Source organism: Ornithinimicrobium sediminis (assembly GCF_021272345.1).
GTDB classification, from domain to species: domain Bacteria; phylum Actinomycetota; class Actinomycetes; order Actinomycetales; family Dermatophilaceae; genus Ornithinicoccus; species Ornithinicoccus sediminis_B.
In genome coordinates this window covers 57,702-71,192 of record NZ_JAJSDQ010000003.1, presented here as the reverse complement: position 1 = coordinate 71,192, position 13,491 = coordinate 57,702, and the positions used below count along the sequence as shown (strand labels likewise).

Annotated in this window: 14 protein-coding genes; 8 read left to right on the top strand and 6 right to left on the bottom strand. The window is 72.5% G+C overall.

Annotation, left to right across the window (positions count from 1 at the left end; all coding sequences use genetic code 11):
• Positions 1–77 precede the first annotated feature (77 nt).
• The 6 genes from LVO85_RS08130 (at position 78) to LVO85_RS08105 (ending at position 6,443) form a co-directional block, all read left to right on the top strand.
• Positions 78–959, top strand: coding sequence for an ABC transporter ATP-binding protein (locus LVO85_RS08130; RefSeq protein ID WP_232746922.1), 882 nt, complete (start codon positions 78–80; stop codon positions 957–959).
• A complete protein-coding gene (locus LVO85_RS08125) occupies positions 956–2,218 on the top strand; it encodes an ABC transporter permease (RefSeq protein WP_232746921.1) in 1,263 nt (420 codons plus the stop codon). The genes LVO85_RS08130 and LVO85_RS08125 overlap by 4 nt, the downstream gene beginning before the upstream one ends.
• Positions 2,219–2,235: 17 nt before the next feature.
• Entirely contained in the window at positions 2,236–3,081 is an 846-nt protein-coding gene (locus LVO85_RS08120) for an HAD family hydrolase (RefSeq protein ID WP_408637682.1), read from the top strand.
• Complete coding sequence (locus tag LVO85_RS08115) at positions 3,078–3,896, top strand: TrmH family RNA methyltransferase (protein ID WP_232746920.1); 819 nt, start codon at positions 3,078–3,080, stop codon at positions 3,894–3,896. The genes LVO85_RS08120 and LVO85_RS08115 overlap by 4 nt, the downstream gene beginning before the upstream one ends.
• Before the next feature lie 65 nt (positions 3,897–3,961).
• Positions 3,962–4,600 (top strand): VOC family protein, encoded by a 639-nt coding sequence (locus LVO85_RS08110; RefSeq protein WP_232746919.1) that lies wholly within the window; start codon positions 3,962–3,964, stop codon positions 4,598–4,600.
• Between the two features lie 37 nt (positions 4,601–4,637).
• On the top strand, positions 4,638–6,443 hold the full coding sequence (locus LVO85_RS08105; protein WP_232746918.1) for an SLC13 family permease: 1,806 nt from the start codon (positions 4,638–4,640) through the stop codon (positions 6,441–6,443).
• Positions 6,444–6,504: 61 nt separating this feature from the next.
• Here LVO85_RS08105 and LVO85_RS08100 read toward each other — a convergent pair whose 3' ends face one another.
• Genes LVO85_RS08100 through purB form a run of 6 tightly spaced genes read right to left on the bottom strand, consistent with a single transcriptional unit; the run spans position 6,505 to position 11,669 of the window.
• The gene (locus LVO85_RS08100) at positions 6,505–8,706 is read right to left on the bottom strand and encodes a heavy metal translocating P-type ATPase (protein WP_232746917.1); all 2,202 of its coding nucleotides are present in this window, start codon (positions 8,704–8,706) and stop codon (positions 6,505–6,507) included.
• A 37-nt stretch (positions 8,707–8,743) separates the two neighbouring features.
• A complete protein-coding gene (locus tag LVO85_RS08095) occupies positions 8,744–8,959 on the bottom strand; it encodes a heavy-metal-associated domain-containing protein (RefSeq protein ID WP_232746916.1) in 216 nt (71 codons plus the stop codon).
• A 36-nt stretch (positions 8,960–8,995) separates the two neighbouring features.
• Positions 8,996–9,277, bottom strand: a complete 282-nt coding sequence (locus tag LVO85_RS08090; RefSeq protein ID WP_332875426.1) for a metal-sensitive transcriptional regulator — start codon at positions 9,275–9,277, stop codon at positions 8,996–8,998.
• Positions 9,278–9,319: 42 nt separating this feature from the next.
• Positions 9,320–9,793: a ribonuclease domain-containing protein gene (locus LVO85_RS08085; RefSeq protein ID WP_232746914.1), complete on the bottom strand. Its 474-nt coding sequence runs from the start codon at positions 9,791–9,793 to the stop codon at positions 9,320–9,322.
• A complete protein-coding gene (locus tag LVO85_RS08080; protein ID WP_232746913.1) occupies positions 9,790–10,236 on the bottom strand; it encodes a barstar family protein in 447 nt (148 codons plus the stop codon). Before LVO85_RS08080 ends, LVO85_RS08085 begins: the two co-directional genes overlap by 4 nt.
• Positions 10,233–11,669 carry an adenylosuccinate lyase gene (gene purB / locus LVO85_RS08075; protein ID WP_232746912.1) on the bottom strand — a complete coding sequence of 479 codons (1,437 nt, stop codon included), beginning with the start codon at positions 11,667–11,669 and terminating at the stop codon, positions 10,233–10,235. Before purB ends, LVO85_RS08080 begins: the two co-directional genes overlap by 4 nt.
• A gap of 90 nt (positions 11,670–11,759) precedes the next feature.
• Here purB and LVO85_RS08070 point away from each other — a divergent pair, with 90 nt between their 5' ends.
• Both LVO85_RS08070 and LVO85_RS08065 read left to right on the top strand, forming a co-directional pair.
• Positions 11,760–12,419: a GOLPH3/VPS74 family protein gene (locus LVO85_RS08070; RefSeq protein ID WP_232746911.1), complete on the top strand. Its 660-nt coding sequence runs from the start codon at positions 11,760–11,762 to the stop codon at positions 12,417–12,419.
• Between the two features lie 65 nt (positions 12,420–12,484).
• Positions 12,485–13,489 (top strand): serine hydrolase domain-containing protein, encoded by a 1,005-nt coding sequence (locus LVO85_RS08065; RefSeq protein WP_232746910.1) that lies wholly within the window; start codon positions 12,485–12,487, stop codon positions 13,487–13,489.
• The last annotated feature ends 2 nt before the right edge of the window (positions 13,490–13,491 follow it).

Here is a 13,491-nt window from a genome sequence, read left to right as displayed (position 1 = left end):
ATGTGCGCAGGACGCCGGGTGCGTAGCGTCGGCAGCGTGGCCCGACCACGGGCCGTGCGGTGGACGAGGGAGTGGACATGCTGCAGGTGGACGCGGTGACCCGGCGGTTCGGCGACATCACGGCCGTCGACGAGGTCAGCTTCGACGTGCCGGACGGCCAGATGGTCGGCTTCGTCGGCGGCAACGGCGCCGGCAAGACGACCACGATGCGGATGGTCATGAAGCTGCTGGCCAAGGACGGCGGGGAGGTCCGCTGGGACGGCGAGCCGGTGACCACCGACCTGTGCTCACGCTTCGGCTACATGCCGGAGGAGCGGGGCCTCTACCCCAAGCAGCCCGTCCTCGACCAGCTCGTCTACCTCGGCCGGCTGCACGGGATGTCGGCCGCGGGCGCACAGCGCAGGGCCACCGAGCTGCTCGAGCGGTTCGGCCTGGGCGACCGCCTTCGCGCCAAGGTCGAGACCCTCTCCCTCGGCAACCAGCAGCGTGGCCAGATCATCGCCGCCGTGCTGGGCCACCCGGTCGCGCTCATCCTGGACGAGCCGTTCTCCGGGCTCGACCCCGCCGCGGTGGACCAGATGTCCCAGCTGCTGCGCGAGCACACGGCCACCGGTGTGCCGGTGCTCTTCAGCTCGCACCAGCTGGACCTGGTCGACCGGCTCTGTGACTCCATCGTCGTGCTCCACCGTGGCCGCGTCGTCGCGAACGGGACGTCCGCGTCGCTGCGCTCCACCGGCCCGCTGCGCTACCGGGTCAGCCTCGGCGGCGACGCGGGGTGGGTGCGCGGTATGCCGGGGCTGCAGGTGCTGGACGTCGACGGCAGCACCGCCGTGGTCCAGCCCGAGGACGAGCAGGCCGCCCAGCTCCTGCTCGGGGAGGCGGTGCGCCGCGGCCCGGTGCACGACTTCTCCCGGATCGTCCCCACGCTGAGCGAGATCTACCGGGAGGTCGCGGCGTGAGCACCACGACGGCACGGCACCAGCAGACCGACCCGCAGGCCGGTGCGACCGAGGGCACCGAGCCCCCGGCCCGCCCCTGGACGCTGGTCGCCGGTCGCGAGATCCGGGTGAAGCTGACCGACCGCAACTTCCTGCTGTCGACCCTGTTCACCGTGGGGCTGATCGCGGCGATCTTCGGCATCCAGGCGTTCTTCTTCAACCTCAGCTCCGCCCCGGAGTACCGCGTGGCGGTCACCGACCCCGACGCGGTCGCCGTCGTCGAGCAGGCCGGGGCCTCGATGGGCGCCGACCCGTTCGGCGGCTCGACCGAGGAGGCCACCGTGACGGCCGTGCAGGTCGAGGACGAGGCGGCCGGGCGCGAGCTGGTCGCCGCCGAGGAGGCCGACGTCGTGCTCACCCGGGAGGGCGGCACCTGGACCGTCGGTGCCGACGGCGACCCGCCGGCGAGCCTCGCCGGGGCCCTGCAGGAGGCCGTCCGCGGCCAGGTCATGACCGACAACGCCGCCGCGGCGGGCACGACCCTCGGCGAGCTCATGGCCGGCACCGAGGTGGCCTTCGTGGACTACGCCTCGGCCGACGACAGCGAGGGCGAGCTGGTGGTCTTCGTGGCCGGGCTGCTCTTCGGGATGCTCTTCTACGTCGCGTCGCTGCTCTTCGGGCTGAGCATCGCGCAGAGCGTCGTGGAGGAGAAGCAGTCGCGCATCGTGGAGATCCTCACGGCCGCCATCCCGGTCCGCCAGCTGTTGGCCGGGAAGGTGCTCGGCAACACGGCCCTGGCGCTGGGGCAGATGGTGCTGCTCGTGGCCGTCGGCCTGGTGGGCCTCAGCTTCACCGCCTACGACGCGTTCCTGCCGATGCTGGCCGAGCCGCTGCTGTGGTACCTGCCCTTCTTCGTGGCCGGGTTCATCGCGCTGGCCTGCATCTGGGCGGCCGCGGGGGCGATGGCCTCGCGCTCGGAGGACCTGCAGACGACCACCATGCCGCTGACCCTCGGGCTGGTCGTGGTGTACATCGTCGCCCAGGGCCTGGACGGCACGTGGAGCGTCGTCGGCTCCTACGTGCCCGTCATGTCGACCTTCCTCATGCCGATCCGGCTGCTCGAGGGGGAGGCGCTGTGGTGGGAGCCGGTGCTGTCCCTGGCGGTCACGCTGGCCTTCTGCTGGATGACCGTGCGCTTCGGGGCCCGTCTCTACCGGCGGGCGCTGCTGCAGACGCAGGGCAGGATCACCTTCAGGCAGGCGCTGTCCCTCGGCGAGTGACAACTAGGCTTGGCGGTGTGGATGTCAACGCTCGGTCCTTCATGGGCAGCCCCCTGGTCGCCCTCGACGTGGACGGCACGATCCTGCACCACGACGGGCATCTGTCGGACCGTGTCCAGCAGTCCGTGCGCGACCTGGCCGCCACCGACGCGCACGTGATGATCGCGACCGGCCGGTCGGTGGTCGCGACCCTGCCGGTCCTGCAGGCCCTGGGTCTGACGGTCGACGGCACGTATGCCGTGTGCTCCAACGGGGCGGTCACGATCGTGCTCGACTCCGCCGAGGCGCAGGGCTACCGGCTGCACGAGGTGGTCACCTTCGACCCGCGCCCGGCGGTGGAGACCCTGCGGCAGGTGCTCCCGGACGCGCTCATCGCCGTGGAGGAGGTGGGGGTGGGCTTCAAGGTCAGCCGCCTCTTCCCCGAGCTCGAGCTCCAGGGAGAGCAGCGGGTGGTGAGCGACGAGGAGCTCGTGTCCCATCCCGCGACCCGCGTGACCTTCCGTGACGTCAACGGCAGCTCGGCCGACTTCGAGGAGGCCGTGGAGCGCATCGGTCTGCACGGGGTCAACTACGCCATCGGCTTCAGCGCCTGGCTGGACGTCGCGCCCGAGGGGGTCTCCAAGGCCTCTGCGCTGGAGCAGGTGCGCCGGCTGCTGGGTGTCGAGCCGATGGACACCGTGGCCGTCGGTGACCAGCGCAACGACCTGGAGATGCTGCACTGGGCGGCCCGCGGCGTGGCGATGGGCCAGGCCCCGCCGGAGGTCGTCCAGGCAGCCGACGAGACCACCGCCCCGGTGGAGCACGACGGTCTGGCGCTGCTGCTGGAGGACGTGCTGGCGACGATGCGGGCCGGCGTGCGGTGAACGCACCCCTGGTCATCACCTCCCCGGCCAACCCCCGGCTCAAGGCGCTCGGCGCGCTCCGCCGCCGTCGGGTCCGCGAGACCGAGGGGCTCACCCTGGTAGAGGGCTACGAGGAGCTGTCCCTGGCGCTCGAGGCAGGGGTGGTGCCGCGCACCCTCTACGTCTGCCCCGAGCTCATGGCCGACCCGGCGTCCCAGCAGCAGGTCCTCGAGCACGTCGCCGACACCGGCGGCGAGGTCGTGCAGGTCGCTCGTGCGGCCTTCGAGCGGACGGCCTACCGCGAGGGCCCCGACGGCTTCCTCGGGGTCGTGCCGTCGGTCTCCCGGCACTGTGCCGACCTGACCGTGCCGGACGACGCGCTGCTGCTGGTGTGTGAGGGGGTCGAGAAGCCGGGCAACCTGGGAGCCATGCTGCGCACCGCCGACGCTGCCGGGGTCGACGGCGTGCTCGCCGCCGACCCGGTGACCGACTGGGGCAACCCCAACCTGGTGCGGGCCTCCAAGGGCACGGTCTTCTCCGTGCCGGTGGCGGCCGACCCCACGGCGGTGACCCTGGAGTGGCTGGCAGCGCACCGCATACCGCTGGTCGCTGCGACCCCGGACACCGAGACCGAGCACACCGACATCTCGTATGCCGGGCCGGTCGCCATCGCGGTGGGGGCCGAGAAGGACGGGCTCACCGGCGGCGTCCTGGCGGCCGCGACGCACCGCGTGCGCATCCCCATGGTCGGTCGGGCCAACTCGCTCAACGTCGCCACCTCGGCGGCCATCGTGCTCTACGAGGCCGTGCGGCAGCGGCGCCTGGCCCGGGCCTGACCGGGCGCCGGTTCCCGCGCAGGGGTGCTGTCGGGGCCGGACGTGCGCTGTGTCACGATGACGGCATGCGCATCGATCACGTGGTCTACGCAGCGGGACCCGAGGGCATGGACGCGACTGCCCAGCGGCTGGCGCACCAGCTGGGCGTCACCCCCCACAACGGCGGTGTGCATCCACGCTTCGGCACGCGCAACATGGTCCTGCCGCTCGCGGACGAGCGCTACGTCGAGGTCGTCGAGGTGCTCGACCACCCGGCTTCGGACAAGGTGCCCTTCGGCCAGGCCGTGCGTGCCCGGTCGGAGCGCGGCGGTGGCTGGATGGCCTGGGTCGTCGCCTGTGAGGACCTCACCGCCATCGAGGAGCGGCTGGGCCGTGACGCCGCCCCCGGGCACCGGGTGACCCCCGAAGGGGTCGACCTCACCTGGCGGCAGATCGGCATCAAGGGGCTGATGGCCGACCCGCAGCTGCCGTTCTTCCTTCGCTGGGACTCCCTGGAGCACCACCCCTCCACCCTGGACGACTCCGACGTCAGGCTGTCCACCCTCTACATCGCCGGCGACTCCCACCGGGTGCGCGAGTGGCTCGGGCTGGACGACGACTCCCGCGAGTGGGAGCAGGACGTGCAGTTCGAGTTCCTCGGCGACGAGCCGCCGGCGCTGCAGTGGGTCACCTTCGAGACCGCGCACGGGCCCGTCCGCATCTAGTCCCCAGCCGTCTGACCGGCACCGATAGCCTTCGGGCATGGACGACGCGACCACCAGTCTGCTGATCCTGGGCGTCGTCACGGCGCTCTTCGTCTGGAACCGCCTGCCGGTCGGGCTGGTGGCGGTGCTGGCCGCACTCGCGCTCTTCCTCACCGGCCTGGTCGACCTGCAGACGGCCGTCGGCGGCTTCGGCGACCCGGTGGTCATCTTCATCGCCGCGCTCTTCGTCGTCGGTGAGGGCATCGACGCCACCGGTGTGACCACCTGGGCCGGGCAGACCGTGCTGCGCCTGACCGAGGGCAACAAGGGCCGCGTGCTGATGGCCGTGATGATCCTGTCGGCGCTGCTCACCGCGCTGATCACGCCCAACGGGTCGGTCGCGGCACTGCTGCCCATGGTCGTGGTCGTGGCGGTGCGTCTGGGGGTCTCACCCGCCCAGATGCTCATCCCGCTGGCCTTCGCGGCACACGCGGGCTCCCTGCTGGCCCTCACCGGCTCTCCGGTGAACGTCATCATCAACGGGGCCATCCGGGGTGAGGGCGGTGAGCCGTTCGGCTTCTTCGAGTTCGCGCTGATCGGGGCGCCCCTGCTGCTGGTCACCGTGCTCATGGTCATCGCCCTCGGCCCGTTCCTGCTGCCCAAGGGAGCCGACCAGGCGTCGCCGCCCGACCTCAGCCGGTATGCCGCCACGATGGTGGAGCGCTACGGCCTGCACACCCACCTGTTCCGCTTCGAGGTGCCGGACGGGTCGCCGCTGGTCGGCACAGCCCCGCGCGACTGGGACCTCTCCGGCTTCCGGGACGCCCGGCTGACCGGCGTGCAGACAGGGCGCAGCGCACCTCTGGAGCCGAGCCGCCCGCTGGCCGAGGGCGACACCGTGGTCCTCGAAGGCCCCAGTGCGGTGCTGACCTCCCTGGGTGAGCACTTCGGGCTGGAGACGACCTACCACGCCTCGCGCGAGGACGTCCCACGCATGCTGGGCAAGCACGAGGGGCTGGCCGAGGTCGTCGTGCCGCCCGGCTCGACGCTGGTGGGGGAGTCGGTCTTCGCCGGGATGCTCCGGCCGACCGGCCTGGTGATGCTGGCCCTGCGCCGGCAGGGTCGGGACGCCGACCCGACCGGCACGGTCGTGGCCGAGGGAGACGCGGTGCTCTTCCAGGGCGACTGGACGGCGATCGACGACCTCGTGGACAACCGACGGGTGCTCATGGTCGACGAGCCGGGGCTGGTGCGGCGCCAGGCGGTGCCGATGGGCCGCCGGGCCCCGGTCGCGGTGGGTGTGCTGGTCGCCATGATCGCGGTGCTGACCTTCGGGCTGGTGCCGCCGGCGATCGCCGGGCTCGCGGCGGCCGCGGCCATGGTGCTCTTCCGGGTGGTCGACGCAGAGCAGGCCCTGCGCTCGGTCTCCTGGCAGACGATCGTGCTCATCGGCGGGCTGATCCCCATGTCGGCCGCCATCCAGAGCAGCGGCGCGGCCGACCTCGTCGCGGGGGGCATCATCGGTGCGGTGGGAGTCGACAACCCCTCCCTGCTGCTCGCGGTGCTGTTCGCCCTCACGGCGGTCTTCAGCCAGGTCATCAGCAACGCGGCCACCACCCTGATCGTGATCCCGATCGCCGTCGCCTCCGCCCTGGAGGCCGGCCTGGCGGTCGAGCCGGTGCTCATGCTCGTCTGTGTGGCCGCGGCCGCCGCCTTCCTCACCCCGATCGCCACCCCGGCCAACACCATGGTGATGAACCCCGGCGGCTACGGCTTCGGCGACTACTGGCGGCTCGGTCTGCCCATCCAGCTGGTCTGGCTGGTGGTGGCCCTGCTCCTCGTGCCGCGCATCTGGCCTCTGTAGCCCGCGGAGACGGCGACGGTACGCACCCGGGCAGGGCGCGCACCGTCACAGGACGCGTGGCTCAGCGCTCGTAGCCGCGCAGCCGCAGGCTGTTGAGCACCACGATGATGCTGGAGGCCGCCATGGCACCGCCGGCGATCATCGGGTTGAGCAGGCCCAGGGCGGCCAGCGGGATCGCCGCGGTGTTGTAGCTGAAGGCCCACAGCAGGTTCTGCTTGATGATCCGCAGCGTCCGGCGGGACAGGCCGATCGCACTCGCGACGGTGTCCACGTCGGGCCTCATCAGCACGATGTCGGCCGACTCCATCGCCACGTCGGTGCCCGAGCCCATGGCCATGCCGAGGTCGGCCTGGGCCAGGGCGGCAGCGTCGTTGACCCCATCGCCGACCATGGCGACGACCCGGCCCTCGCCCTGCAGCCGCTCGACCTCGGCGTGCTTGTCCTGGGGCAGGACGCCGGCGCGCACCTTGTCGGCGTCGATGCCGACCTGGGCCGCGACCGCGCGGGCGGTGTGCTCGTTGTCACCGGTGAGCAGGTAGGGCGTGAGGCCCAGGTCGCGCAGCCGCTGGACGGCCGCGGCGCTGGAGGGACGGGCCTCGTCGGCGACGGTCAGGGCCGCCTGGGCGACCCCGTCCCAGCCGACCAGCACGGTGCTGCCCTCGCTGCGCAGCGCCGCGGTGAGCTCCTCGGGCACGCTGTCGAAGAGCTCGGGCCGGCCGACCGTGACGACCGTGTCCTTGATGGAGCCGCGGGCGCCCTGGCCGGGCAGGTTGGTGAAGTCACGCACCTCCGGCACGGTGAGGCCCTGCTCCGTGGCCGCGGTCACCACGGCCTGGGCGATGGGGTGCTCGCTGCCCGCCTCGACCGCTGCGGCGGCGGTGAGGGCCGCCTCGCGGGAGAGCCGGCCGGCGACGGTCACCGACGTCAGCACCGGCTGACCGACGGTCACCGTGCCGGTCTTGTCGAGCACGACGGTGTCGACCCGCCGGGTGCTCTCCAGGATGCGGGGGCCCTTGATGAGCACACCGAGCTCGGCGCCCCGGCCGGTGCCGGTGAGCAGGGCGGTCGGCGTCGCCAGCCCGAGGGCGCACGGGCACGCGATGATCAGCACCGACACCGTCGGCACCAGCGCCTCGGCGAAGCTGGCACCCAGCAGAAGCCACACCACGAGGGTGGTCAGCGCGATGAGCAGCACCACGGGGACGAACACCGAGGACACCCGGTCGGCGAGGCGCTGCACCGGGGCCTTGCCGGTCTGCGCCTGCTCGACGAGCGCGGTGATGCGGGCCAGCGTGGTCTCGCTGCCCACCCGGGTCGCCTCCACGACCAGCCGGCCGTGGCCGTTGACCGTGGCGCCGGTGACCTCGTCGCCGGTGGCGACCTCGACCGGCATGGACTCGCCGGTGATCATCGAGGTGTCGAGGGTGCTCTGGCCGTCGACGACGACGCCGTCGGTGGCGACCTTCTCACCCGGGCGCACGACGAACCGCATACCGTGCCGGAGCTGGTCGGTCGGGATGCGCTGCTCGGTCCAGGCGCCGCTGGTCGGGTCGTGCCGCAGCACACCGACGTCCTTGGCGCCCAGGTGCAGCAGCGCGGTCAGGGCGGACTTGCCGGAGGCCTTGGCGCGTGCCTCGATGTAGCGGCCGATGAGCAGGAACGAGGTGACGATCGCGGCGACCTCGAAGTAGAGGTGGTGCGTGAAGCCGGTGAAGACCGCGACCACGGAGTACCAGTAGGCAGCGCTCACGCCGATGGAGACCAGCGTGTCCATGGTGGAGGCCAGGTGCCGGGCGTTGACCGCCGCGGCGCGGTGGAAGGGCCAGGCCGCCCACAGGTAGATCGGGGTGGTGAGGGCCCACTGGAGCCAGGGGCCGGCAGAGCCGGCGGCGTCGCGCACCGGCGGCACCATGGCCAGCAGGAAGACGACGGCGCCCAGCACGGTGGCCAGGACAGCCCGGTGCAGCAGCGCACGGTCCCCGATGACGTCACCCACGTGCTCGTCGGGGCCCTGCTCGCTCTGCGAGGGCTGGTCGCTGACCGGCTCGGCGCCGTAGCCGGTGGCCTGGACCGTGGCCAGCAGGTCCTCGACGGTGAGCGGCGCGGCATACGTGACGCTGGCCTTCTCGGTGGCGAGGTTGACGCTGGCCTCGACCCCGTCGAGCTTGTTGAGCTTGCGCTCGACGCGCGACGAGCACGACGCACAGGTCATCCCGGTGATGGCCAGGTCGACGTGCTGGGACTGCTGCGTGGGTGTGCTCATGGCTCCTCGGATCGAGCGGGGGGTGCGGTGGTGCGGGTCAGAGGCTGACGGTGTAGCCGGCCTCGGCCACGGCGGCGCGGACGGCCTCCGGGTCCAGCGGGCCCTCGGAGTCGACCTCGACCGGCGAGTCGCCACCGGCCACGAGGTCGATGCGGACGTCCTGCACACCGTCGATCTCCTGGAGCTCCTCGGTCACCGACGCGGTGCAGTGCCCGCAGGTCATGCCGGTGACGGTCATCGTGGTGGTCTGCATGGGGTCTCCTGGTGGTGTGGTGTCGTGGGTGGGGGGTCAGCTGCGGACGAGACGGGCGATGGCGGCCGAGGCCTCGACGACCTTGGCCTGCCCGGCCTCGTCCGACTCCTTGGCGGCGTCGATGACGCAGTGGGCGATGTGGTCCTCGAGCAGACCGAGGCTCACCGCCTGCAGCGCCTTCGTCGCGGCGCTGACCTGGGTCAGCACGTCGATGCAGTAGGTGTCGTTCTCCACCATGCGGGCGATGCCGCGGACCTGCCCCTCGATGCGCGCCAGGCGCTTGAGGTAGTCCTCCTGGGAGCCGCTGTACCCGTTCACAGTCATGGCAACATGATACCCCCCTTGGGTATTCCTGTCAGGTCAGGCCGCGGGGTCGAGCTCGCAGAAGCTCTCGTAGTGGTCGTCCGTGTAGAACCACACGTCGGGCTCGTCGGCGTCCGCGCCGCCGGTGACGATGCGCCGGGCACCGCGATGGTCCAGGCCGGGCGTCTCGACCGTGTACTCACGGTAGTAGCCGAGCTCCTCGTCCGGAAGGATCCCCTCGTAGTTGCCGAACCGGCCGCCGTCGTGGCGCGGGTGCTCGAAGGGCCCCCCGGCCTCGACGTCCTCGACGACCTCCTGCGTGGTCGCGGGCAGGAGGGCCGGGTCGCAGGCCGGTATGCCGCTCTCCTCCGTGTCGTCGACGGTGTCGGTCGCCTCCGTGGCGGGCGTGGTCGCGGTGCCCGTCCTCTGCTCGGTCTCGCTGCCGAGGAAGCCGCCGCCGACCACGAGCACCGCGCCGGCCAGCAGCGCGACGACCAGCCCTGCGAGCCAGGTGGGGAACGCACGGCTCACAGGTCCTCGCCCTCCCGGGAGAAGAGCACGGTCTCGAAGACCGTCGCCGGCCCGCCCCCGGGCACCACGGCCGCCAGGCGGGCGCTCGCCTCCCGCAGGATGCCGACCAGGCGGTCGTGGCCCGCCCGGTCGACCACCTCGAGCACGTCGGCGTCGTGCCACAGCAGCGCGATCCGGTCGTGGTCGGGCCACAGGCGCGGCAGGTCGAGCAGGAGGTCGGCGAAGGCGTCCAGGTTGTGACCCGCGGGCTCGGGGAGCCGCAGGGCCGTGGCCACCGCCGCCTGGGAGGCCCGCGCGCCGCCACCGATCTCGCTCCAGCACCGGGCCAGGCCCCATCCGCGGGTGGTCAGCGCTGCGGTGATGGCGGGTGCCTGCCACTGCGCCGCCCACACCACGCCACGTCCGGCGAGCCCGGGGACGACCGTGGCCAGCGACTCCGTCATGACGACGCGGAGCCGTCGCCGGTGCCGCGGGTGGGCAGGTGCTCGACCAGCTGCGGTGCCAGCCCGACATACGTGACAGGGGTCAGCGCGACGAGGCGCTCCTCCTCCTCGGGAGGCAGGCCGAGCCTCCGGACGAACGCGCGCAGGTCGTCGCCGGTGATGCGCCGCCCGCGGGTGAGCTCCTTGAGCCGCTCGTACGGGTTGCTCATGCCCTCCACACCCCGGGCCGCCAGGGCCCGCATCACCGACTGGACCGGCTCGGCGAGCACCTCCCAGTTGCGGTCGAGGTCGGCGGCCATCGCCTCGGGCACCGCGTCGAGGCCGGCCAGGCCACGGCCCGCGTTGTCGACGGCGAGCAGGGAGTGGCCCAGGGCGGTCCCGACGTTGCGCTGCATGGAGGAGTCGGTGAGGTCGCGCTGCAGCCGGGAGGTCACCAGCGTCGAGGCCAGCACGTCGAGCAGGGCGTTGGAGACCTCGAGGTTGGCCTCGGCGTTCTCGAAGCGGATCGGGTTGACCTTGTGCGGCATCGTCGAGGACCCCACGGTGCCCTGGCCGCGCACCTGGGCGAAGTAGCCCAGCGAGATGTAGGACCACACGTCGGTGCACAGGTTGTGCAGCACCCGGTTGAACCGGGCGATGTCGGCGTAGACCTCGGCCTGCCAGTCGTGGCTCTCGATCTGCGTGGTCAGCGGGTTCCAGGTCAGGCCCAGGCCCTCGACGAACTGCCGGCTGACCTGCTGCCAGTCGACCCCGGGCACGGCGGCGACATGCGCGCCGTAGGTGCCCGTCGCCCCGTTGAGCTTGCCGAGGTAGTCGGCGTCCCCGACGCGGCGGACCTGGCGCTCCAGCCGCCAGGCGAGCACGGCGAGCTCCTTGCCCATGGTGGTGGGGGTGGCAGGCTGCCCGTGGGTGTGCGCCAGCAGAGGTGTGGAGGCGAGCTCGCGTGCCATCGCACCCACCTGGGCCACGAGAGCGCGCGCCCGCGGGAGCCACACCTCGGTCACGGCCCCCCGGACCATGAGCGCGTAGGAGAGGTTGTTGATGTCCTCGGAGGTGCAGGCGAAGTGCACGAGCTCGGCGAGGTCGGAGCGGCCGTCGAGCCGGTCGACGAGGCGGCGGCGCAGGAAGTACTCCACCGCCTTGACATCGTGCACCGTCTCGGCCTCGATGGTGGCGAGCTCGGCGACCGCTGTCTCGTCGAACTCGTCGATCAGCGAGCGCAGCTCGTCCTGCTCGGTGTCGCTGAGCGCGCCGGCCCCCGGCACGACCCCGTGCGCCGTCAGGTGGATGAGCCACTCGATCTCCACGTGCAGCCGCTGCCGGTTGAGGGCTGCCTCGGAGAGGTGGTCGACCAGGGGCGCCACGACGCTGCGGTAACGACCGTCCAGGGCGCCGAGGGCAGGAGGAGGTGTGAGATCGGCGAGGGAGACCATGGCGCCATCCTCCCAGAGGAGGGGCCCTCCGCCCGAGCATCATCCTCGCGACGGATGTGCGGGGTGGCGCGACGGCATACCGTCATGGCCATGGTGGTCGCGGAGGAGCTCGTGCTGCTGCTGACCGAGCCCGCCGGCAAGCCCCCGGTCGGCAGCAACTCCCTGCGCATCGGTGTCGCGGGGGCGCTCCTGCTGGAGCTCGCCGCGCTGCGCCGGGTCACGGTGGACGACCGCTCCCGGCTGGCTGTGCTCGACACCCGCCCCGTCGGCCACCCCCTCCTGGACCGCGCGCTGGTCGCCTTCGCCGCGAAGGCGGGCAAGCGGCCGAGGTCGGTGCTGCCAGGTGTCGGCAAGGACCTGGTGGACGACATCCGACGCGCCCTGCAGCACGAAGGGCACCTGCAGGAGCAGCGCGACACGGTGCTGGGGATCTTCCCCCGCACCTCGTGGTGGCTGACCGACCCGGCCGCCGTCGAGCAGGTGCGGCGCGAGCTCGAGGCCACCTTGCTGGGGCACCGCGCACCGACCAGCCGCACCGGCGGCCTCGTGGCGCTGGTCGAGGCGGTGGATGCCACGCCCACGCTCTTCTCCGGAGCCGGAGGGCTGTCCCGGCGCGAGCTCAAGGCACGGGCGCGCGCGGTCGGGGAGGGTGACTGGGCCTCGGAGGCGGTGCGGAAGGCGATCGCCGATGCACAGGCTGCGGTGGTGGCGGGGATCGCGGCCTCGGCGGTGGCTGCCTCCTCGTCCTGAGGCCGGGAGGGCCTGAGCCGGCAAACCCGGTGCCTGCGCTGCCGGCGCGGCGCTACGGTGACGCCATGGAGGCACTGGCACAGGCCCTGGACGAGACGGCTCGCCGGTCGGGCTTCAGCGGCGCGGTCGGGGTGCGCGTGGCCGGTGAGGAGCCATGGGCTCGCGGCTACGGTCTGGCGCACCGTGGTCTCGGGGTGCCCCACAGGCCGGGCACCCGCTTCGCGACCGCCAGCGGCAGCAAGGCGTTCACCGCGCTGGCGGTCCTGGCGCTGGTGCAGGACGGCGTGCTCGGCCTGGACACCCGGGTGCGCACCGTGCTCGGTGCGGACCTGCCGCTGGTCGACGACGCCGTGACCGTCGAGCACCTGCTGTGCCACACCTCCGGCATCGGCGACTACCTCGACGAGTCCGACGGCTGGGACGCCGCCGACTACGTGCTCCGCTCGCCGGTCCACCTGCTGGCGGACACGGAGGCCTTCCTCACCGAGCTGTCGGGCCACCCTCAGGTGTCGCCCCCCGGGGCCGGTTTCGCCTACTGCAACGGCGGCTACGTCGTGCTCGCCCTGGTGGCGGAACGGACCGGCGGCATCGGCTTCCACGACCTCGTCCACACCCGCGTCTGTGCGCCCGCCGGGCTGCACGACACGTCCTTCCTCCGTGCGGACGAGCTGCCGGGCGACGCCGCGGTCGGCTACCTCGGTGCGGACTCCGACCGCAGCAACGTGCTCCACCTTCCCGTCCGCGGCAACGGTGACGGTGGGATCTACACCACGCTGCCCGACCTCGCCGTGTTCTGGGAGGCCCTGATGGCCGGCCGCATCGTGCCGCGCGAGGTGGTCGAGCTGATGCTGGCGCCACGGCACCTGGTCGAGGACGAGCAGATGCGCTACGGCATGGGCTTCTGGCTCGAGCAGGACGGGCCGGGGGTGGTGCTCGAGGGCTGCGACGCCGGCGTGAGCTTCCACTCGCTGCACGACCCGGACGAGGGGCTGACCGTGAGCATCGCCGCCAACACCGCTGACGGGGCCTGGCCGGTGGTGCGCCGGCTCCGCGAGCTCAGGCGGACGTGACC

Excerpts from the sequence above, each read along its gene's own strand:
- LVO85_RS08065 (WP_232746910.1), top strand. The coding sequence starts at position 12,485 with ATGGAGGCACTGGCACAGGCCCTGGACGAGACGGCTCGCCGGTCGGGC.
- LVO85_RS08105 (WP_232746918.1), top strand. The coding sequence starts at position 4,638 with ATGGACGACGCGACCACCAGTCTGCTGATCCTGGGCGTCGTCACGGCG.
- LVO85_RS08080 (WP_232746913.1), bottom strand. The coding sequence starts at position 10,236 with ATGACGGAGTCGCTGGCCACGGTCGTCCCCGGGCTCGCCGGACGTGGC.
- LVO85_RS08130 (WP_232746922.1), top strand. The coding sequence starts at position 78 with ATGCTGCAGGTGGACGCGGTGACCCGGCGGTTCGGCGACATCACGGCC.
- LVO85_RS08095 (WP_232746916.1), bottom strand. The coding sequence starts at position 8,959 with ATGCAGACCACCACGATGACCGTCACCGGCATGACCTGCGGGCACTGC.
- LVO85_RS08070 (WP_232746911.1), top strand. The coding sequence starts at position 11,760 with ATGGTGGTCGCGGAGGAGCTCGTGCTGCTGCTGACCGAGCCCGCCGGC.
- LVO85_RS08110 (WP_232746919.1), top strand. The coding sequence starts at position 3,962 with ATGCGCATCGATCACGTGGTCTACGCAGCGGGACCCGAGGGCATGGAC.
- purB (WP_232746912.1), bottom strand. The coding sequence starts at position 11,669 with ATGGTCTCCCTCGCCGATCTCACACCTCCTCCTGCCCTCGGCGCCCTG.
- LVO85_RS08100 (WP_232746917.1), bottom strand. The coding sequence starts at position 8,706 with ATGAGCACACCCACGCAGCAGTCCCAGCACGTCGACCTGGCCATCACC.